Source organism: Notoacmeibacter sp. MSK16QG-6, assembly GCF_024158145.1.
GTDB lineage: Bacteria > Pseudomonadota > Alphaproteobacteria > Rhizobiales > Rhizobiaceae > Notoacmeibacter.
Map to the genome: position 1 here is coordinate 412,497 of NZ_JAMYXM010000001.1, position 20,047 is coordinate 432,543.

Annotated in this window: 16 protein-coding genes, 1 tRNA gene and 1 pseudogene; 9 read left to right on the plus strand and 9 right to left on the minus strand. The window is 59.4% G+C overall.

Going from position 1 to position 20,047, the window contains the following annotated elements; translation table 11 throughout:
- Window positions 1-26: 26 nt before the first annotated feature.
- Complete coding sequence (locus tag NIM86_RS02010) at window positions 27-998, minus strand: D-2-hydroxyacid dehydrogenase (RefSeq protein ID WP_253378699.1); 972 nt, start codon at window positions 996-998, stop codon at window positions 27-29.
- A gap of 174 nt (window positions 999-1,172) precedes the next feature.
- Here NIM86_RS02010 and NIM86_RS02015 point away from each other — a divergent pair, with 174 nt between their 5' ends.
- Window positions 1,173-2,153 (plus strand): nitronate monooxygenase family protein, encoded by a 981-nt coding sequence (locus NIM86_RS02015; protein WP_253378700.1) that lies wholly within the window; start codon window positions 1,173-1,175, stop codon window positions 2,151-2,153.
- Between the two features lie 63 nt (window positions 2,154-2,216).
- On the opposite strand, the gene NIM86_RS02020 is transcribed toward NIM86_RS02015, so the two are convergent.
- Window positions 2,217-3,074 (minus strand): methyltransferase domain-containing protein, encoded by an 858-nt coding sequence (locus NIM86_RS02020; RefSeq protein ID WP_253378701.1) that lies wholly within the window; start codon window positions 3,072-3,074, stop codon window positions 2,217-2,219.
- The gene (locus NIM86_RS02025) at window positions 3,071-4,198 is read right to left on the minus strand and encodes a DegT/DnrJ/EryC1/StrS aminotransferase family protein (protein ID WP_253378702.1); all 1,128 of its coding nucleotides are present in this window, start codon (window positions 4,196-4,198) and stop codon (window positions 3,071-3,073) included. Before NIM86_RS02025 ends, NIM86_RS02020 begins: the two co-directional genes overlap by 4 nt.
- A gap of 340 nt (window positions 4,199-4,538) precedes the next feature.
- Here NIM86_RS02025 and NIM86_RS02030 point away from each other — a divergent pair, with 340 nt between their 5' ends.
- The 7 genes and pseudogenes from NIM86_RS02030 to deoA all read left to right on the plus strand — a co-directional run bounded on the left by NIM86_RS02030 (window position 4,539) and on the right by deoA (window position 11,856).
- A complete protein-coding gene (locus NIM86_RS02030; RefSeq protein WP_253378705.1) occupies window positions 4,539-5,531 on the plus strand; it encodes a BMP family protein in 993 nt (330 codons plus the stop codon).
- 87 nt (window positions 5,532-5,618) lie between these two features.
- Window positions 5,619-7,151: pseudogene (locus NIM86_RS02035) on the plus strand (ABC transporter ATP-binding protein); the annotation flags it as partial.
- Between the two features lie 98 nt (window positions 7,152-7,249).
- A complete protein-coding gene (locus tag NIM86_RS02040; RefSeq protein WP_253378707.1) occupies window positions 7,250-8,374 on the plus strand; it encodes an ABC transporter permease in 1,125 nt (374 codons plus the stop codon).
- Entirely contained in the window at window positions 8,374-9,342 is a 969-nt protein-coding gene (locus tag NIM86_RS02045) for an ABC transporter permease (RefSeq protein WP_253378708.1), read from the plus strand. Before NIM86_RS02040 ends, NIM86_RS02045 begins: the two co-directional genes overlap by 1 nt.
- A 1-nt stretch (window position 9,343) precedes the next feature.
- The gene (cdd, locus tag NIM86_RS02050) at window positions 9,344-9,751 is read left to right on the plus strand and encodes a cytidine deaminase (RefSeq protein ID WP_253378709.1); all 408 of its coding nucleotides are present in this window, start codon (window positions 9,344-9,346) and stop codon (window positions 9,749-9,751) included.
- Between the two features lie 27 nt (window positions 9,752-9,778).
- Entirely contained in the window at window positions 9,779-10,543 is a 765-nt protein-coding gene (gene deoC, locus NIM86_RS02055; protein ID WP_253378710.1) for a deoxyribose-phosphate aldolase, read from the plus strand.
- A gap of 2 nt (window positions 10,544-10,545) precedes the next feature.
- Window positions 10,546-11,856: a thymidine phosphorylase gene (deoA, locus tag NIM86_RS02060; protein ID WP_253378711.1), complete on the plus strand. Its 1,311-nt coding sequence runs from the start codon at window positions 10,546-10,548 to the stop codon at window positions 11,854-11,856.
- A 137-nt stretch (window positions 11,857-11,993) separates the two neighbouring features.
- Here deoA and upp read toward each other — a convergent pair whose 3' ends face one another.
- From upp to NIM86_RS02080, 4 genes are all read right to left on the minus strand, one after another.
- On the minus strand, window positions 11,994-12,617 hold the full coding sequence (gene upp / locus NIM86_RS02065) for a uracil phosphoribosyltransferase (RefSeq protein WP_253380659.1): 624 nt from the start codon (window positions 12,615-12,617) through the stop codon (window positions 11,994-11,996).
- A gap of 53 nt (window positions 12,618-12,670) precedes the next feature.
- The gene (gene add, locus NIM86_RS02070) at window positions 12,671-13,642 is read right to left on the minus strand and encodes an adenosine deaminase (protein ID WP_253378712.1); all 972 of its coding nucleotides are present in this window, start codon (window positions 13,640-13,642) and stop codon (window positions 12,671-12,673) included.
- 119 nt (window positions 13,643-13,761) lie between these two features.
- Window positions 13,762-16,179 (minus strand): bifunctional diguanylate cyclase/phosphodiesterase, encoded by a 2,418-nt coding sequence (locus NIM86_RS02075; protein WP_253378713.1) that lies wholly within the window; start codon window positions 16,177-16,179, stop codon window positions 13,762-13,764.
- A 252-nt stretch (window positions 16,180-16,431) separates the two neighbouring features.
- Window positions 16,432-16,506, minus strand: a tRNA-Gln gene (locus tag NIM86_RS02080).
- Window positions 16,507-16,656: 150 nt separating this feature from the next.
- On the opposite strand from NIM86_RS02080, the gene NIM86_RS02085 reads away from it, so the two are divergent.
- On the plus strand, window positions 16,657-17,562 hold the full coding sequence (locus tag NIM86_RS02085; protein ID WP_253378715.1) for an MBL fold metallo-hydrolase: 906 nt from the start codon (window positions 16,657-16,659) through the stop codon (window positions 17,560-17,562).
- Between the two features lie 12 nt (window positions 17,563-17,574).
- Here NIM86_RS02085 and NIM86_RS02090 read toward each other — a convergent pair whose 3' ends face one another.
- Together NIM86_RS02090 and NIM86_RS02095 are read right to left on the minus strand one after the other, a co-directional pair.
- Window positions 17,575-18,345, minus strand: coding sequence for a DUF1499 domain-containing protein (locus NIM86_RS02090; RefSeq protein WP_253378717.1), 771 nt, complete (start codon window positions 18,343-18,345; stop codon window positions 17,575-17,577).
- A gap of 42 nt (window positions 18,346-18,387) precedes the next feature.
- The gene (locus NIM86_RS02095; RefSeq protein ID WP_253378719.1) at window positions 18,388-20,016 is read right to left on the minus strand and encodes a 3-(methylthio)propionyl-CoA ligase; all 1,629 of its coding nucleotides are present in this window, start codon (window positions 20,014-20,016) and stop codon (window positions 18,388-18,390) included.
- Between the last annotated feature and the right edge of the window lie 31 nt (window positions 20,017-20,047).

Genomic DNA, 20,047 nt, shown 5'->3' on the forward strand with positions numbered 1-20,047 from the left:
CGACCCGATGACAGGCCTCCCGAATTTCAGGTTACGATGCGAAGCGGCGACCCATCCAGAAAGGCTTCCACATTCTCGACGGTCTGCCGCCAGACTTCATTCTGCGCGTTTTCCGACGCCCATGCCACATGCGGGGTGATAATCACATTCGGCCGATCGGCGATGTCGAGAAGCGGATTACCATTCTTTGGCGGCTCTTCACTCAACACATCGAAACCGAGCCCTGCTATCCGCTCTTCCTTTATCGCCCGAACCGCGGCTTCTTCATCGACGACACCGCCACGCGCCGTGTTAATCAGGACGGGCTTGCGATCCATTGCAGCAAATTCGGCGTCGCGGATCAGGCCGTTCGTTTCGTCCGTCAGTGGACAATGCAGGCTGATAACGTCCGCCCGACGAAGCATTTCGTTAAACGGCACTCGTCCGTCACCCGGCGTGTCGTCACCCTTTCGACCCGCATAGATGACATCCATTCCGAAGGCTTCACCAAGCCGGCCGACTGACCGGCCGAGCGTGCCGGAACCTACGATACCGAGCGTCGAACCAGCCAGATCGTGGATCGGGTGATCGAAAAAGCAGAATTGCCCGGCATCCCGCCATCTGCCGTCGATCACGTCCTGGCGATAGGGAATGAGGTTGCGCCGCAGCGCCAGTATCAGCGCGAACACATGTTCCGGAAGGGTATCTTTCGCGTAGCCCTGGACGTTGGAAACCGTTATATTCGCCTCGCGGCAGGCTTTCAGATCGATGACATTATAGCCTGTCGCCGCAACAGCGATCATTTGAAGATCGGGCAGGTTCAGGATCGCATCGCGCCGGATGGGCACCTTGTTGGTGATCGCCACCGTAGCGCCTGCCAATCGCTCGACGAGTTCCGGCTCGTCGGTGGCGGCGTATTCTGCCCATTCGTGCGAAACGGCCGGTTTTGCGAACACGGTGGACGGCGCGAATGTGTCGCTGTCCAGGAAGACGATCTTCGCGCTTTTCCGGTCAGTCATTCGCATCGACCTCTTTCGTTCTCCACAAGCGGCGGTACGGCAATTTCTGCGCCACGACAAGCAATTGACTGTCTCGGCTGCAAACTTCACCTTCGAGATTATATATCGATCTATTGACGTTTACGTCAAAATTGATCAGGTCGTCTCAAGAGATTTTCGGGAAGAGGACGTTTCATGGCCCTGCCACCTGTTTTGCAGAATCTGCGCCTGCCGATTATCGGCTCACCGATGTTCATCGTTTCCGGCCCTGAGATGGTGATCGCGCAGTGCAAGGCCGGAATCGTCGGTTCGTTTCCGGCACTGAACGCCCGCCCCGCCGAAGTGCTCGATGAGTGGCTGGACCGGATCACGACAGAACTGGCCGAGCATGACCAGAAGAACCCGGATCGTCCTTCCGCTCCCTTTGCCGTCAACCAGATCGTGCACAAGAGTAATGACCGGTTGATGGCCGATGTCCAGATGTGCGTGAAGCACAAAGCGCCCATCGTCATTACCTCGCTCGGCGCCGTGCCGGAAGTGAACGACGCGGTTCATTCCTATGGCGGCATCGTTTTGCATGACGTCATTAACACCCGCTTTGCGCGGAAGGCGCTGGAAAAAGGCGCGGACGGGCTGGTCGCAGTCGCATCCGGCGCGGGCGGCCATGCCGGTACGCTTTCACCCCTCGCGCTCATTCAGGAAATCCGTGAATTTTTCGACGGGCCGCTGGCGCTTTCCGGCGCTATCGCGACCGGCGGCGCGGTGGCTGCAGCGCAGGCCATGGGCGCTGATTTCGGCTATATCGGCAGCGCCTTCATCGCCACCGACGAGGCCAATGCGGTGGACGATTACAAGGACATGATTGTCGGCAGCACCGGCGAACAGATCGTCTACACCAACCTTTTCACCGGCGTTCACGGCAACTATCTGCGCGGCTCCATCGAAAAGGCCGGCATGAACCCGGACGATTTGCCGCAGAGCGATCCGTCAACCATGAACTTCGCGGCTGGCGGCGGCAGCAAAGCCAAGGCCTGGAAGGACATATGGGGGTCCGGCCAGGGGATCGGCGCGGTCAAGTCGCGTGGCTCGGTCGCCGCCTATGTGGAGCAGTTGGAAGCCGAATATCATGCCACACTGGATAAGCTTGATGCAGGAAGGCCGAAGCGCTGGCGGTGAAGCGCTCCTCGATTGTGTCCCGCATACAAAGCTTCAAGGCAAATATTTTGAGCTCGATGAGCCTTACTTCTTTCGTGCCAGGAACAGATAGCCGGGTGCGGGATTGCCCTGTTCCATCCGCACCGTGATGACCGGATTGTAAAGCAGTTCGAAGCCGCTCGTTTCCAGCAATTCGGCGATGTAGTTCGGATCGTGCGCGTAGCGATGGGTCGGTAAAACGCGGTATCCCGACTCACCCTCGCTGGCGTCGAAACTCTCCGTCGAAAAGCCTATCACTGCGCCGGGCGAAGCCTTGCCGGCCATGGCGGCGAAAAGCCGTGACGGATCGCCGATATAAGGCAGGACGTCCGTTGCGACGATCAGATCGAAATCATCCTCGGCGTCGCCGATATTTTCCAGAAAGTCCTCGGCCTCGGCGACGTAGAGGCCGTCATAGACGTCCCGGTCGTCGGCTTCGGCAACCATCGCTTCGGAAATGTCGAGACCGATAAACGTCTCGACGAATTCGCCGAGTGCGCTGCCCGTCAGGCCCGTCCCGCAACCGAGATCGAGCGCCCGATTGTATGGGCCTGGCGCGGCTTTACGGAGCGCCTCGGCAAGCAGCACGGGCACGGTATAACCGAGTTGCTCGACAAGAATGTCGTCAAAGGCCGAAGCATGCTGGTCGAACAGCGTCTCGACATAAGCGTCCGGCATCCGGCGCGGCGCAGTCTCCGCCCCGAGCGCGGCAAGGCGGATCGCCGCGCCGCCATGATCGGCAGGGTCCAGAGCGAGGACCGCGCGCCACGCGGCGACCGCCTCGTCTCGCGCGCCCTGTTTCTCCAGCGCCAGGGCGCGATCGTAGGCGCTCGCCAGCGCTTCATTGTCGATTGTGCGTGCGGCTTCGATATCGTCCGGCGCACCATGCGAGTCATCGCTCACGCGGCAAGCGCTCCCTTGAGCGCCTCGGCGATCCGGTCCTGGTCGCCAGCTTCCAGATATGGGTGCATCGGCAGAGCAAGCACGCTCTCCGCCGCCTCGTCTGTCGCCACCATGCCAGACGGATCGTGCGGCCAATGGCGATATGCCGTCTGCCGGTGCAGCGGGATCGGGTAGTAAATCGCTGTCGGTACGCCAGCATCGCGCAGTTTGGCCTGAACCGCCGATCGGTCCGCGCCGACGGGCAAGCGCACGGTATATTGCGCCCAGGTCGAGGTCAGCCCTTCCGGTACGGTAGGCACGGCCACGACATCGGCCAAACGTTCTACATATCTGGCCGCGACATCCTGCCGCATCGTGATTTCCTCTTCGAATATCGACAGTTTGACGGAGAGGATCGCGGCCTGGATGGAGTCCAAACGACTGTTCATGCCGATGTGGATGTTGTCATATTTGTCCGCGCCTGCCCCATGATTGCGCAGGGATCGAAGGCTGTCGGCCAGCTTTTCGTCATTGGTCGTGATCGCTCCGCCATCGCCGTAGCAGCCTAGCGGCTTGGCAGGAAAGAACGAGGTCGTCGCCAGATCCCCCATCGCACCGGCTACGCGGCCTTTATACTTCCCGCCGAACCCCTGCGCGGTGTCGCAAACAATGGCCATTCCGCTTTCCCGTGCGATCGGCTCTATCGCATCGATATCCGCCGGCAGACCGAACAGATCGACAGGGATGACCGCCTTAAGCGGCATACCGTCGCGCGCTGCCTTCTCGATGCAGCGCTTCAGGCTTTCGGGGTCCATATTGTAGGTCTGCGGATCGATGTCGACGAAATAGGGAACCGCGCCCAGGCAGGGCACGATCTCCGCCGTAGCCGCAAAAGTGAATGACGGCACGAAGACCGCATCTCCCGCCGTGACCTCCAGCGCCATCAACGCCAGCAGCAGCGCATCCGTGCCGTTTGCACAGGAGATCGAATGCCGCGCTCCGCAAAAAGCGGAAAGCTCGTCCTCGAACCGACCGACGGCCGGGCCGAGAATGTAAGCGCCACCGTCGAGAACCTCGCCAATCGCCGCATCGATCCGGTCACGTAGGCGGGCCTGCTGGGCAGCGAGATCGATGAAAGGCAGCATGTGGGTCTATTTCCTCTTGAAAATCAGTGAATGCCGACCGATTCCGGTCTTCTTCCCGCCTCCATAAACGATCAGTCGCGTCAGGCGAAGCGTCCTCCTTTCACTTCACGTATCGAAATTGGGTGAAGCGTGAGTTGAATAAGGCATAGCGGCGGAGCCAGGGGCGGTTTTCTCAATTGCCCTTGCGGCAAGGGGTTTTGGCCATGGTCAAGCTTAATCCACTATGCAAAAGTGCCTCTATGACGGCCCGACCGGCTGCAATCAGAAGCGGTTTGGACCGGCCAATGGAAGGTGTGCCCTTCCCGTAATTAAAAGACGATCGATGCACAGGGAAACGTCCATGAAACGTACCATCCTCGCTCTCGCCACGCTGATGGCGACCACCGCATTTGCAGTCGCCGCCGAGTCCACCCCGGCGGTTGTCTACGATATGGGCGGCAAATTCGATAAATCCTTCAACGAAGCCGCCCATAATGGCGCGGAAAAATACAAGGAAGAAACCGGCTCGGATTATCGCGATTTCGAGGTGCAGAACGAGCAGCAGCGCGCCCAGGCGCTTCGCCGTTTCGCTGAAGACGGCAACAATCCGATCGCCGCTATCGGCTTCAGCCAGCAGGCCGCGGTCGAAGAAGTGGCCAAGGAATTCCCGGATACCAAATTCGTGATCATCGACTCTGTTGTCGATCTGCCGAACGTCCGCTCGGTTCTCTTCAAGGAACACGAGGGCTCGTATCTGGTCGGCATCATGGCGGCGATGGCTTCCGAGAGCGACAAGGTCGGTTTCGTCGGCGGCATGGATATTCCACTCATCCGCAAATTCGCCTGCGGCTATAAGGGCGGCGTCAAAAGCGTCAAGCCGGAAGCCGAGGTCATGGAAAACATGACAGGTTCAACGCCGACAGCCTGGAACGATCCGGTCAAGGGCGGCGAACTGGCCAAGAGCCAGATCGAAAGCGGCGCCGATGTGATTTTCCATGCGGCGGGCGGCACGGGCATCGGCGTGATGCAGACGGCAGCCGATGCCGGCAAGCTGGCCATCGGTGTCGACTCCAACCAGAACGGATTGCAGCCCGGAAGCGTTCTGACGTCCATGATCAAGCGGGTCGACAACGCGATCTACGATGCCTTCAAGGATGCCGAGAGCGGTGAGTTCGAGACGGGAACGGTTGCGCTTGGCGTCAAGGAAGACGGCGTCGGCGTCGCGATGGATGACAACAACAAGGATCTCGTCAGCGACGAGATGACAGCCGCCGTGGACGAGGCCAAGGCCAAGATTGCTTCCGGCGAACTGGAAGTCCACGATTACATGGCGGACAATAACTGCACATATTGATGCGGTTCCCAGGCCGGAACGGATTGCCGTCCGTTCCGGCTCCTTCCCAGCCGCACCGCGTTGTCTTCTGTCAGGGCTGATCCGACCATGGCCGATACCGCCGCAAAACCAAGCGCTCCTCCTGCCATTCGTCTGTCCGGCATCTCAAAAAGCTTCGGGTCTGTCCGCGCCAATCGCGATATCGACCTGACCGTCCGCAAAGCCTCGATTCATGGAATCGTCGGCGAGAACGGCGCCGGCAAATCGACGCTGATGAGTATCCTTTACGGCTTCTATCAGGCCGATAGCGGAACTATCGAAGTAGGCGGCGACAAGGTCTCCATCCCGCACAGCCAGGCGGCAATCGATCTTGGCATCGGCATGGTTCACCAGCATTTCATGCTGGTTCACAATTTCACCGTTCTGGAAAACATCATGCTAGGCGCGGAGGGTGCGGCCCTTCTCTCTGGCGGCATCGCGCGGGCTCGCGCCGAACTCAAGCAGATCGAGAAAGACTATCAACTCGAGGTCGATCCCGACGCATTGATCGAAGATCTGCCGGTGGGACTGCAGCAGCGTGTCGAAATTCTGAAAGCGCTCTATCGCGGCGCGGACATTCTGATCCTCGACGAGCCGACAGGCGTATTGACGCCGGCGGAGGCCGACCACCTCTTCCGCATTCTCCAGCGCCTCCGGGAGGAAGGCAAAACCGTCATTCTCATCACGCACAAGTTGCGTGAGATCATGGCGGTGACGGACATGGTTTCGGTCATGCGCCAGGGCCAGATCGTCGATACGGTGCCGACCGCCCAGACGTCGGTCGAGGCGATTGCAGAAAAGATGGTCGGCAGACGGGTGCTGCTCCGCGTCGACAAGAAGCCATCCAAGCCAGGACCGGTAAAGCTTTCGGTGCGTGATCTGACGGTCGTGGACAGCCGTAATGTACCGATGGTCAAGAATGTCGGCCTCGATATCCGGGCCGGAGAAATCGTCGGGATCGCCGGGGTCGCCGGGAACGGGCAGTCGCATCTGATCGAGACGATTGCCGGCATCCGCCAACCGACGCTCGGCAGCGTCGAACTGAATGGCGAAAAGCTAGATTACAAAACGCTCGATCCGGCGTCGCTACGCGACGAAGGGCTCGCCCACGTGCCGGAGGATCGTCATCATATGGGTCTGGTTCTGCCGTTCGAGGAAAACGAAAACGCCATTCTCGGCTATCATAACAATCCCGCTTTCGGAAATGGCCCGTTTCTCTCCATATCCGCTATTCGGGATCATGCACGCGAGAGGATCGAACAGTACGATATTCGCCCGCCGGACTGCCGTCTGAAAACCGCCAATTTTTCCGGCGGCAATCAGCAGAAGATTGTTCTTGCCCGTGAGATGGAACGCGATCCCGATGTGCTGCTGATCGGTCAACCGACCCGCGGCGTCGATGTCGGTGCAATCGAATTCATCCATCGCCGCATTGTCGAAATGCGGGACGCTGGCAAGGCTATCCTTCTGGTCTCGGTCGAACTGGACGAAATCCGGGCGCTGTCAGATCGTATTCTGGTGATGTTCGACGGTAAGATCGTCGGAGAAAGAGGCGCCGAAGCGACCGAAGGCGAACTTGGCCTCCTGATGGCCGGGATCGCGCAATCCGATAGTGAAGTTCACGCGGTGCCCGACCCCGCCATGGTCGATATCGCGCCGGGGCAGGCGCCCGCCGAGACCCAGATACCGGGAGAGCGGCCATGACCAACACGCTGCCGCCCTGGGTCAATTATGTGCTTCTGCCGGCAATCAATCTGCTCGTCGCATTTATCGTCTCCGGTCTCGTTGTCGTTGCCGTCGGAGAGAACCCGTTCAAAGCTGCCTGGCTGATGATCGATGGCGCCTTCGGGTCCGGACGCGGTATCGGATTCACGCTGTTTTACGCGACCAACTTCATTTTCACCGGCCTGTCGGTCGCAGTCGCCATTCATTGCGGACTCTTCAATATCGGCTCGGAGGGCCAGGCTTTGATTGGCGGGCTCGGCGTCGCACTCGCATGCCTGTGGCTGGGCGCTTATGTGCCATGGTGGCTGGTGCTGCCGGTCGCCATCGTCATGGGGGCAGGCTTCGGCGCGGCGTGGGGATTCCTGCCGGGCTATCTCCAGGCTGTCCGCGGCAGCCATGTCGTCATCACCACCATCATGTTCAACTTCATCGCAGCGTCGCTGATGAACTGGCTGCTGGTAGACTGGCTGCGTCCGGCCGGACAAATGGGACCGGAAACCGCCGTTTTTGCCGATGGCGGCTGGCTGCCGAAGCTTACCGGCCTATTGAACCTCTTCGGCGCAGACATTCGAAACACGCCGCTGAATCTGTCTTTCTTCGTCGCGCTGATCTGTTGCCTGCTCGTTTGGGTCCTGATCTGGCGCACCCGGTTCGGTTACAGCATCCGCACGATGGGCTTGTCGCCATCCGCTGCGAAATATGCCGGCATCCGTCCAGCCCGCACGGTCATTATCGCCATGATGATATCGGGGGGACTTGCCGGTCTAATGTCCCTGAACCCGGTCATGGGCGATCTTCATAGACTGACTCTCGACATCGTTCAGGGCGCAGGTTTTGTCGGCATCGCAGTGGCCCTTATGGGTCGCAATCATCCGGTTGGCATTGTGCTGGCGGCCATCCTGTTCGGTATGCTCTATCAGGGTGGCGCGGAACTGGCCTTCGACATGCCGACGATCACGCGTGACATGATTGTCGTCATTCAAGGTCTCGTCATCCTGTTTGCCGGCGCGCTGGAGCATATGTTCCGACCGCAGCTGACGCGCTTCTTTCTGGCCATGCACAGGCGGGGCGTTTCCCCGGAAGCGGAAGGAGCGGCTTGATGGATTTCAACTCCACCCTGCTGATCCTGGATTCCACGCTGCGGCTTTCGACGCCGCTTTTGCTCGCGGCCCTCGCCGGCCTGTACTCCGAACGCGCCGGCATTTTCGACATCGGCCTTGAAGGGAAAATGCTTGCGGCAGCCTTTGCCGCAGGCGCAGGCGCGTCCGTCACCGGCTCAGCCTATGCCGGCCTTCTTCTCGGCGTCCTCGTATCCATCATTTTCGGGCTCGTTCACGGCTTCGCCTCGATCACGGCGCGCGGCAACCAGATCGTATCGGGCGTCGCGCTGAATTTTGTCGCCGCCGGCGCCACGGTTCTCCTCGGCCAGGCCTGGTTCGGACAAGGCGGGCGCACGCCACAACTTTCGACCGATCAGAGATTTCTCGGCAGCGAGCCCGGATTTGCCGCGGAACTGCGTGACATACCGATCCTCGGTCCGATCTTCTCAGAACTGGTTCTCGGCCATTCCCTGCTGGTCTACATTGCTTTCATCATGGTGCCGCTCACCTGGTGGATCCTGTTTCGGACCCGGTTCGGGCTGCGTCTGCGTGCAGTGGGCGAAAACCCGGCTGCGGTCGATACCGCCGGCATATCCGTCACGGCACTGCGCTATGAAGCCGTCATCATCTGCGGCGCGCTGTGTGGCGTGGCGGGCACCTATCTGGCGATCAGCCAATCCGGCGGGTTCAACAACAATATGACGGCCGGCAAGGGCTATATTGCGCTGGCCGCGCTCATTTTCGCAAAATGGAAGCCGGTCCCGGTGATGTTCGCATGTTTGCTGTTCGGTTTCCTCGACGCATCCGCCATACGCCTTCAAGGCGCAGAACTGCCATTGATCGGGCGCGTGCCGGTACAATTCATCCAGGCTTTACCGTACATTCTGACAGTCGTCCTTCTGGCAGGCTTTATCGGCCGCGCCGAACCGCCCCGTGCTGGCGGCGTTCCCTATACCAAGGAGCGTTGATATGGCCGAAGGCGACAAACTTTTTCATCTTGCGCGGAAGGCCCTCGAACGCGCCCACGCACCTTATTCCGGTTTTTCGGTCGGCGCGGCGCTTCGGACGAAAGACGGCGCAACCTTTTCCGGCGCCAATATGGAGAATGTCGCTTTTCCCGAAGGCTGGTGCGCTGAAACGTCGGCCCTCGCCCATATGGTGATGGCCGGTTATTCAGAGCCGGGATGCCTTGCGGAAGTGGCGGTCGTCGCGCCAAAAAAAGATCGCATCACGCCCTGCGGCGGTTGCCGCCAGCGGCTTGCTGAATTCGGCACGGCAAGGACCAAGATCCACCTGTGCGATCAGACCGGCATCGTCGAAACGGTACGTCTCGGCGACCTGCTGCCGATGGCGTTTTCCGACCTGCCGAGTATTTGAGTTCTTACTTCGAAAGTGAATTGGTTCATGACCGACCTAACCGACGCGACTTTTGCGGAACGCCTGATCGGCTGTCTCGATCTGACGGAGCTGTCTGATGACCGGCCTGCCGACAAGGTCGATCAACTTCTGGATAAAGCGCGCACGCCTTTCGGCCCCGTGGCGGCGGTCTGCGTGTGGCCCGATCACGTCAAGCGGGCGGCGATGGCTGTCAAAGGCACCCCGATTCAGATCGCGACCGTGGTCAATTTCCCGGGCGGGCAAGAGCCATGGGCTCGAACCCAGCACGATATCCGTCTGGCGCTGGCCAATGGCGCAACAGAGATCGACATGGTGGTCGATTATCGGCGCGGTGTTGAAGATCCTCATGCCGTGACCTTTGCTGTTCGTCAGGTAAAGGACGCCGCTGGTGGCCTACCGGTTAAGGCCATTCTCGAAACCGGGATGCTGGCCGATACCGATGAGATGCAGCTTCTGGCCGGTGCAGCGCTGACGGGCGGCGCGGATTTCGTCAAGACGTCGACCGGCAAGGTGGAGACCGGTGCGACGATGGAAGCCGCAGATGCGCTGCTCGATGCCATCGCAGCAGCGGGAAGAGGCGGGCTGAAGGTGTCTGGCGGCGTTCGCAGCTTTGCCGAGGCGAAAGCCTATGCAGACCTTGCGGCAAAGAAGATGGGTGATGAATGGGTCAGCCCGAGGACGTTCCGCATCGGCGCATCGAGCCTTTTGACCGACCTCATCGCTGTGGCCCGCGGCGAGCACGGTACCGCTGCAAGCGGATCGGGATACTGAATATGCTGCCGCAGGAGATCGTCCGCGCCAAGCGCGACCGCCAGCCACTCGAGGCGCGAGACATCGGCGACTTTATCGCAGGCGTTATGGACAAGAGCGTAACGAAGGAGCAGATCGCCGCGCTCGCCATGGCCGTCTACCTCAACGGAATGAGCCGCGACGAGGCCGTGGCGCTGACGACGGCCATGCGCGATTCCGGTACGGTTCTCGATTGGTCCGATCTCGGTCCAGCGGTCGTCGATAAGCACTCGACCGGCGGCGTCGGCGACAATGTCAGCCTCATTCTTGCGCCAATTGTTGCAGCATGTGGCGGGTACGTCCCTATGATCTCCGGGCGAGGCCTCGGTCATACGGGCGGGACTCTCGACAAATTCGAGTCGATACCCGGCTACAATGTGACACCGGATGACGAAGTCTTTCGGCGCGTCGTCAAGGAAGTGGGCTGCGCGATCATCGGCCAGACCGGCTCGCTCGCCCCGGCGGACAAGGTTATCTACGGCATTCGGGACGTGACAGCGACGGTGGAGAGCGTACCGCTCATCACCGCCTCGATCCTGTCGAAAAAACTTGCCGCGGGACTTAAGGGGCTGGTGCTGGACGTTAAGGTCGGTTCGGGCGCCTTCATGGCCGACGAAGCCGCCGCACGCGAACTGGCGACAAGCCTGGTGGAGGTCGCGAATGGCGCCGGCATGCCAACCGTCGCGCTGCTGACAGACATGGACCATCCCCTCGCGAATGCGGCGGGCAATGCCGTTGAAGTGCGAAGCGCGGTCAATGTGCTTCGTGGCAATGGAAGCGAGCCGCGCCTTCGGGAGATCACGCTGGCCCTCGCTGCGGAGATGCTCGCAATCGTTGGCATTGCCGACAGCGCGGAAGAGGGCCTGCGAAAATCGCAAGAGGCGCTGTCATCTGGCGCGGCAGCCGAGCGCTTCGGGCAGATGGTCAGTGCGCTGGGCGGGCCGAGCGATTTCATCGAGCAGATGGACGAGCACCTGCCGGTCGCCCCGATCGTTCGTGATCTGACGTTGGAGAATGGCGCCGAATATGCCGGCCGCCTTTCTTTCGATACCCGGCAGCTCGGCCTGGCCGTTATCGAACTGGGCGGCGGGCGAACACGATCTGAGGACAATATCGATCATGCGGTCGGTCTGAGCGATCTGGCCTCCCGGACTTGGGACGGGTCTTCGCCGCTTTGCCGCATCCATGCGCGTGACGAGGCGACGTTCCAGAAAGCGGCCGACCGTGTGCGTCGCGCGGTTCGACAAGGTGGCGGCCAGACGCCATCCTCGGTCTCGGAACGGATCACGGCTTAATAGGAAGAGCCCTTATTGTCTGGGCCGGGTTCTCAGCCTCACAAATTGATTCAAGGTGCTGAAGCGATGATTCAGCGCCTTGAGATTCCGATTCAGGATGATCGGAATTTGCGATTCATTTCGTAGGCTTAGCCGGGCTACTTCGTACCGTACATGCGGTCGCCGGCGTCGCCGAGGCCCGGCAAGATGTAGCCCTTGTCATTCAGCCGATCATCGATCGAAGCGGTGAATACCGGCACATCAGGATGCGCCTTGGTGAAGCGCTCGATACCCTCCGGCGCAGCAAGAAGGCAGAGGAAGCGAATGTTCGTCGCGCCTTCCTCTTTCAACTTGTCGATGGCGGCGACGGCCGAGTTTGCCGTCGCCAACATTGGGTCGACAACAATGACGAGCCGGTTGCCGAGGTCACTCGGCGCCTTGAAGAAATAATGGACGGGCTGGAGGGTTTCGTGGTCCCGGTAGAGACCGATATGCGCCACGCGCGCGGCCGGCACCAGATCGAGCATTCCCTCCAGAAGACCGTTGCCCGCGCGGAGCACAGAAGCGAAGACAAGCTTCTTGCCTTCCAGCATCGGCGCGTCCATCGGCTCCAACGGTGTTTCGATAGGTTCGTAGGTGATCTCCAGCCCGCGCGTCACCTCATAGCAGAGCAAAAGCGAGATTTCGCGGAGCAGGCGTCGAAACCCGGCCGTCGAGGTTTCCTTCTTCCGCATGATCGTCAGCTTGTGCTGAACCAGCGGATGGTCCACTACGGTGACCATCCCCGATCCTTTTTCCTGGCTCATAATTCTCTCCGCTTGGCTTTGGCGCAACGCTAGGCCGACTTGTCCAGCCGCTCAAGAAGCTGAGCGCGTGTATCCCCATCGACAAAGGCAGCTTCGAGGGCTGTGCGGGTAATTCGATGCAGATCGCCATCGGAAAGGCCGAAGACATCGCGCCCGATCCGATATTCATCGGCCAGGCTGGTTTGAAAATGGGGCGGGTCGTCCGAATTAAGCGTGACCCGGCAACCAGCTTCCATCAGGCGGCGAAACGGATGATCTTCGAACCGTTCATAGACTCCCAATGAGAGGTTCGAGCCGGGACAGACCTCCAGTACAATCCCTTCATCGGCAATCCGTCGTGTCAGCGTTTCGCTCTCAGCAGCACGGACGCCATGGCCGAGCCGTTCGACCTTCAGAACATCCATGGTCTCCTCAATACCCTCGGGACCGACCCATTCGCCAGCATGACAGGTCAGGCGAAGTCCGCCCTCGCGAGCGATGTCAAAGGCGGTGGCATAGTCTCGCGGGCGGCCAGTTCGTTCGTTGCCTGCCATTCCGAAACCGGTGACCGCTTCAAGGCCACAGCCAATCGCGATCTCCGCTGCCTTGCGGACCGCATCCGGCCCCAGGTGTCGTACACCCGTCACGATGATGCGCCCCTCGATCCCGCAGTCGCGTCGTGCGCGCGCTATGCCTTCATCAAGCCCCTCAAGATAGGATTGCGGCGCAAGACCGACAGCTTCGGCATGGGCGGGCGATGCGAAGATTTCGGCATAGAGACATCCGTCGCGGGCAAGCGCGCAATAATGATCGTAGGCGAGTTGGACAAAGTCATCGCGCTCGCGAAAGAGATTGGCGACGATGTCGTAGCTCGTGAGGAAGACCGAAAAATTCTGTCGCCGATACCGGTCGCCGTCCAGGACCGAGTCGAGATCGGCATTATGACGGCGGGCCATTTCACGCGCCAGGGCCGGGCTGACGGCGCCTTCGATATGACAGTGCAATTCCGCTTTGGGAATCATGCATTACTCCAAACCTGTGAAGGGTGAAATTCTATCGGCCAAAGCGTCTGGAGGATAGCTGCGGAGTGTCCCTGAAGACTTTACTCAGGGCGACGCTGCCAACGCGGCTATCATACCGTTCAGGCGACGTCGCGAGGGAGCGATCCTCCCTCACCCTTCATCTTTGCGGCCGATCCTATCAATTCGCGCAAGTCGCTGCTGGAGACGGGGCGGGAGAAAAGATAGCCCTGCCCGTAATTGCAACCGAGCTTGCGAAGTTCTTCGGCCTGCCAGTCTTCTTCAATGCCCTCCGCTGTCACGGGGACATCGAGCATTTGGGCAAGACCGATCATGGCCCGGATTAGCGTATCGGATGTGCTACCGCCGGCGATTGGAGCCTGCTGCAGGCTGGATACGAAGGATCGGTCGACCTTGATCTTGTCGAAGGAGAAGGATTGCAGGTAGCTGAGCGACGAATATCCCGTACCAAAATCGTCGAGAATAATGCGAATGCCGTGCTCCCGCAGGCTGTCTATAGTTTCGAGCGCCAGATGGCCTTCCTCGAGAAAAACCGTTTCGGTCAATTCGAGCTCCAGCCGCTCTGCCGGAAACCCTGTCTTTTTCAGAGCCGCAAGAACGGTCCGGTCGAAACCGGCACGAAGGATCTGCTTGGCCGATACGTTCACAGAAAGAGAAATCGTGTCTTTCCAGGAGACCGCCTCCTGGCAGGCCTGTAACAATACCCACTCGCCGATCTCGTAGATCAGTCCGCTTTCTTCAGCGATAGGAATAAATATTTGAGGCGAGATAAAGCCGTGCTGGGCGCTGTTCCATCGCAACAGGACTTCTACGCTGGATACCACGCCGCTTTGCAGTTCCACGATTGGTTGATAGACCAGCCGAAGCTCGTCATGGGCGATGGCGTTGCGAAGGCCGACCTCCAGCTTCTTGCGGTTCTGCGCTCGTCGATCCATGCCGGCAATATAGCGCCGGTACTGGTTGCGGCCCTCGTTCTTGGCGCGGTAGAGAGCCAGATCGGCGCGATTTGTCAGATCGGAGAGATTTGACGCATCATCGGGATACAACGCATAGCCGACAGACCCGCCGATGGTCACCGTACCAGCATCGAGTTCGAATGGCTGGGAGAGGCAATCGACGATCTCTCCGACGGCGCGGGCGACTGGTGTATCGTCAGCAGCCCAATCTTCGTCTTTTGGCGCGGGCAGAGCAGCCAGAAATTCGTCACCCCCGACTCTCGCGCAAATGGCTTCCGGTCCCACGTTTGCGGCACAGCCTCTCAAACGCTCCGCCACTGCAACCAGCAGATCGTCGCCGGCGGCGTGACCCAGCGAGTCGTTGACCAACTTGAAGCGGTCGAGATCGATATGCAGGCAGACGAAGGTACGCTCGCGTTCAATCCACGGGCCGACCGTATCTGCGTAAAGAGTACGGTTCGGCATTTCGGTCAGTGAATCGTGAGTGGCGAGAAATTTGACCTTCTCTTCCGCCAGTTTGGTCTCTGTCACATCGGTGATGAGGCCGCGATATCCAAGAAATTCGCCGTCCTGGCTGTAAACCGGCTTGCCGCTGACAGAGAACCACAAGCTCTCCTCGCCCTCACGCTTGAAGGGCACGAGATAATCGTGGAATTTTCGCGGCCGCGACAGCACGCCGATCAGTTCGTTGGCGGCCTTGTTCTGGTCTGCTTCTCCTCCGACCCGCGCCAGATCGCTAATGTTCCAGCATAGACCGCCTCGCGCACGCCCCAGCAAATTCTCGACCGCCTTTGGCATACGCGTGATGTGACCGAAGCTGTCGCATTCCCACGGCCATGTACGAACGCCATCTTCGTACTCCTTCAAAAGCAGGGCGATCATGTCCTGCTTTTCCTGAAGAGACTGCCGGATAACGAACTGCCGGGTCATATAATCGGACTGCTTGATGCAGTTCACGCCGGCGACGAGCGTGAAAGCGATATTCATTATTGCCGCTGCAACAAGATGAATATCGCCGAACATTACAAATGCGACCGTGTTGAGGGAGGTGGTCGTCACCAGCCAGGCCAGCGCCGCCTTGGGAACCGGATGCAGGACCGTGGGGCCGAGGATGACCCCGCCAACCGCCAAACCATTCAGGATCAGAAAATCGTGCCCAACGGAAACCGGAAGCAGGAAGAAGAAACTGATCGACCAGCAACAGGCTGTGAAGATCGTCTGGTGGACGATACGGGAGGTCGTTCGCTCGGACCCGGAATAGGGTCGCGCCCGGTCGCGCCGCAGTCGCGTGACCAGAGCGATGATCGAAAGAGATATGAGGACGCTTACCCAGGCCGTCAGCAGAGAGTCGACACCGTGATCGAAAAACCAGACGGCCAGGAACACGGCTGAAACCGCATTGAACAAGGTGAACGGCGTCAGATTGTTCATCAACGCCGTCACACGCTCGCTTCGAAGCTGGCGTGCGGTCAGTTCGTCGAACTGATCGGCGCGAAGGCGGCTGAAAATGCCGCGCAGCTGCGCTCTTTGTCGCGTTGAAATCCGACGGAAACGTCCGAGCATTATCGAGCCCTCTGCAATATTGGAAGGATCGCAGAGGCATGTTAAACGCGGCTTAATGTCCGCCAAACCCATGAATATTCGAATTTATTTCGTGAACAAATGATTATGCTTATGGCTTATCGCCTCATTTTCTTTCGAGACCTTTGATTTTCGGCATGTGTTGCGTGACTTTGCGATTTCACCCGCGTGGCGAGATCCTGGGTGCAAGTTGCAGAAAATATTAGGAAACACAGCTTGATGCAGGAAACAGGCTGGCTGGGGCGGCAGGATTCGAACCTGCGAATGGCGGCACCAAAAGCCGCTGCCTTACCACTTGGCGACGCCCCAATGACCGGGTGGACTTTCACCCTTGGCGCGCTGCATTAGCAAAGCCGATCCCATCGGGCAACGCCGATTTGCTATATTGGCGACGAAGCCACATTTGTTTTACGTCTGCGCGGGATCGATCGGCGCCGAAGAGGGACTTTAAGAAAGTTTATGGATTTCGACCGGGATTTCGAGCCGCGCCACGGTAGCAGCGTGCGTGTTGCGGACAACGTTTTGCGGGTTACGTGCGCCAATGCATCGCCCTTTACGTTTCAGGGCACCAATTCTTATGTAATCGGCGACAGATCACTGGTTGTGATCGATCCAGGCCCCATGGACGAAGATCATCTGGAAACGCTTGTTGCTGCTATTGACGGGCGGCCTGTCAGCCACATTCTCGTCAGTCATACCCACCGGGATCACTCCCCCCTTGCGCGGCCGTTGCAGGCCCGCGTCGGCGGCGAGATCGTGGCTGAAGGCCCCCACAGGGCAGCGCGCGCGCTTGCAGTGAACGAAGAGAACCGGCTGGATGCATCTGGCGATTATGACTTCGCTCCGGATCGCGAAATCGGCGATGGCGAGATGATCGAGACTGACGAGTTCAGCCTGACAGCTCTCCATACGCCGGGTCATACGGCGAACCATCTGTGTTTCTCCATGGATGATACTGGAATCGTCTTCTCGGCCGATCACGTGATGGCGTGGTCAACCACCATCGTCGCTCCGCCCGACGGCAACATGAACGACTATATGGCTTCACTCGACCGATTGATAGAACGGGCTGACGACCGAATCTACCTGCCGGGCCATGGAGGACCGGTCGTCAAACCGTCGCTGTTTTTGCGTGGGCTGAGGACACACCGACGCATGCGCGAGGGTGCGATCCTGAAGCGTCTGGTGGCAGGCGACAGGACCATTTCCGAGATGGTCGGCGTGATTTACCGCGATATCGATCCGCGCCTCCATGGCGCGGCTGCGCTCAACGTGTTCGCGCATCTGGAGGCTTTGAACGAGCGGGGCGCCGTCCGCTGCGATGAGGACGCGCCCCGTCTCGACAGCCATTACTTCACCGCCTAGCCACACAGGCCGTCAATTTTGAATGGTGATCTGCAGCTTTTCGGTGAGAGCATCGAACAGCTTGGTGATTACCGCTCCGTTGCCGCCCATATCGTGAGCACCAGCCAATGTGCGGCTGCGCATATCGACATAGCTCGTCTCGCCCTCTTCGGTGATACGTACCGCTATACGGGTCGGCAGCAGCAAAATCCCGGCCCGTCCCTCGACAAGCAGCGTCAACTCTCCATTCGTCGCGAGAGTGCCGAACTGGCCGCGAAACAGCCACCCACTATCGGCGATAACTTCTCGCAAGGCCGCCTCGACCTCCTCAGGCGACGAGGCGTACCGCCTGCCGGTCAGGTCCGGCCAAGCGGCAATCTGGGCCTGGAGAGCGGGCAGCGAAAGCGGTTCATCCTGTTGCGGCAGAAAGCGCGGCGGCTCCACCGGATCGGTGGATATTTCGGTCAAGGGTGGATTGGTGACGATATGCACAGCGCCTACGATCAGCACCATGATCACCGGCAACGCCCAGATCAGACCACGCGCCAGATGGCCAAGTCCGGTGCCGCCCTCCCGCCAGATGTCCCGAAGAGCGACCATGCCGGCCACGAACGCACCGATGAGCATCAGCACGATCGCGCCGATCACCCAAAATAGCGATAGTGGCGCCATCAGGCCGAAGAAATGAGACGCGCCCGCCACAATGGCGACGATCGCGGTCAGTCGCGCCAGAAAGTGGCTGAACGCCGCCGCAGGATGCGACGGCAACGTGATTGCCGGAGTTGAGCGACCGATTACCGTCATGCGCAATCCCTGGTGGCCGAATGAACGCGCCCGCGCATTCGGTCAGTCTTCTTCAGGGAAACTATAATCGGAAAATTGGTCACGGAGCGTCATCTTCTGAATTTTGCCTGTCGCCGTATGAGGAATTTCGTCGACGAACACAACGTCGTTCGGCATCCACCATTTGGCGATCTTGCCGTCCATGAAGCCCAGTATGTCTTCGCGCTCTACAGACTGGCCATTCTTCTTGACCACGACAAGAAGCGGTCTTTCGTCCCATTTGGGATGAGATATCCCGATAACGGCCGCCTCTGCGACCGCGGGATGGCCCACAGCAAGATTTTCAAGGTCGATTGTCGAAATCCATTCGCCACCAGACTTGATGACGTCCTTAGACCGGTCGGTGATCTGCATGTAACCGTCAGGGTCGATATGAGCGACATCGCCGGTATCGAACCAGCCATCCTCATCGAATTGTTCGGCGCCAGCGCCGCCGTAATAACCTCTTGCGACAGCAGGCCCCCTAACCTTCAGCCGGCCGAACGTCTGGCCGTCCCAAGGCTTTTCTTCATTGTCGTCGCCGGTGATCTTCATCTCCACGCCAAAGGGCGCAAACCCCTGTTTCTGCTTTACGGCAAGCTGGTCGTTAGGAGAAAGTCCTTTGAATTTCGGCTTGAGAGGACCAAGCGAGCCGAGCGGACTCATCTCCGTCATGCCCCAGGCATGGATAACGTCGACATCGTAAAGATCGCGGAATTTCTCGATCATGGAAGGCGGGCAGGCCGATCCGCCGATCACCACATTGGTAAGATGCGGCAGTTTCTTTCCGGTCTCGTCGAGATATTGGAGAAGCATCAGCCAGACCGTCGGCACAGCAGCGGAAAAGGTCACTTTCTCGCTGTCCAGCAATTCGTAGATGCTTTCGCCATCCATTTTCGCGCCGGGCATAACCAGTTTGCTGCCAGTCATGGGCGCAGCCTGTCCCAGGCCCCATGCATTAGCGTGAAACATTGGAACAACGGGAAGAATGACGGAACTGGAGCTTAGACCCATCGCATCGGGCATTGCCGCCATCATCGCATGCAGGACGTTCGAGCGATGGGAATAGACCACGCCTTTCGGATCGCCTGTCGTACCGGAGGTGTAACACATGCCGGCGGCAGCATCCTCATCGAGGCGAACCCATTCGAAATCGCCATCGGCCTCCTCCACCCAGTCTTCATAGCAAATCAGGTCGAGTGCGCTGTCCGGCATATGCCCGGCGTCCGTCAGCACGACGATTTTTTTCACCGTCTCAAGCTGGCCGGCGATCTTTTCCACGATCGGTACGAATGTCAGATCGACGAAAAGTATCTGATCCTCGGCGTGGTTGATGATCCAGGCGATCTGATCGGGAAAAAGGCGAGGATTGAGCGTGTGATAGACACCGCCCATACCCATGGCGCCATACCAGACCTCGAGATGTCGGGCCGTGTTCCAGGCAAGCGTGCCGATCCGATCCCCGCTTCCGAATCCGTCGGCCATGAGCCTCTGAGCCACCTGGCGCGCGCGTTTATGGATTGCGCGATAAGTCGTGCGTACGATCGGGCCTTCGACGGACCGAGAAACAATCTGCTGGTCACCGAATTGCCGCGCGGCGTGGTCGATTATCCTGTCGCATGTGAGCGGCCATTCCTGCATCAAACCAAGCATTGATCTCTCTCTCCCTGTCTCCACGACATTC

What these genes read in the sequence shown, in the direction of transcription:
- upp (WP_253380659.1), bottom strand. Translation starts at nt 12,617, where the DNA reads ATGGTCACCGTAGTGGACCATCCGCTGGTTCAGCACAAGCTGACGATC.
- NIM86_RS02030 (WP_253378705.1), top strand. Translation starts at nt 4,539, where the DNA reads ATGAAACGTACCATCCTCGCTCTCGCCACGCTGATGGCGACCACCGCA.
- NIM86_RS02040 (WP_253378707.1), top strand. Translation starts at nt 7,250, where the DNA reads ATGACCAACACGCTGCCGCCCTGGGTCAATTATGTGCTTCTGCCGGCA.
- NIM86_RS02025 (WP_253378702.1), bottom strand. Translation starts at nt 4,198, where the DNA reads ATGCTGCCTTTCATCGATCTCGCTGCCCAGCAGGCCCGCCTACGTGAC.
- cdd (WP_253378709.1), top strand. Translation starts at nt 9,344, where the DNA reads ATGGCCGAAGGCGACAAACTTTTTCATCTTGCGCGGAAGGCCCTCGAA.
- NIM86_RS02015 (WP_253378700.1), top strand. Translation starts at nt 1,173, where the DNA reads ATGGCCCTGCCACCTGTTTTGCAGAATCTGCGCCTGCCGATTATCGGC.
- add (WP_253378712.1), bottom strand. Translation starts at nt 13,642, where the DNA reads ATGATTCCCAAAGCGGAATTGCACTGTCATATCGAAGGCGCCGTCAGC.
- NIM86_RS02090 (WP_253378717.1), bottom strand. Translation starts at nt 18,345, where the DNA reads ATGACGGTAATCGGTCGCTCAACTCCGGCAATCACGTTGCCGTCGCAT.
- NIM86_RS02045 (WP_253378708.1), top strand. Translation starts at nt 8,374, where the DNA reads ATGGATTTCAACTCCACCCTGCTGATCCTGGATTCCACGCTGCGGCTT.
- NIM86_RS02075 (WP_253378713.1), bottom strand. Translation starts at nt 16,179, where the DNA reads ATGCTCGGACGTTTCCGTCGGATTTCAACGCGACAAAGAGCGCAGCTG.
- deoA (WP_253378711.1), top strand. Translation starts at nt 10,546, where the DNA reads ATGCTGCCGCAGGAGATCGTCCGCGCCAAGCGCGACCGCCAGCCACTC.
- NIM86_RS02085 (WP_253378715.1), top strand. Translation starts at nt 16,657, where the DNA reads ATGGATTTCGACCGGGATTTCGAGCCGCGCCACGGTAGCAGCGTGCGT.
- deoC (WP_253378710.1), top strand. Translation starts at nt 9,779, where the DNA reads ATGACCGACCTAACCGACGCGACTTTTGCGGAACGCCTGATCGGCTGT.
- NIM86_RS02095 (WP_253378719.1), bottom strand. Translation starts at nt 20,016, where the DNA reads ATGCTTGGTTTGATGCAGGAATGGCCGCTCACATGCGACAGGATAATC.
- NIM86_RS02010 (WP_253378699.1), bottom strand. Translation starts at nt 998, where the DNA reads ATGACTGACCGGAAAAGCGCGAAGATCGTCTTCCTGGACAGCGACACA.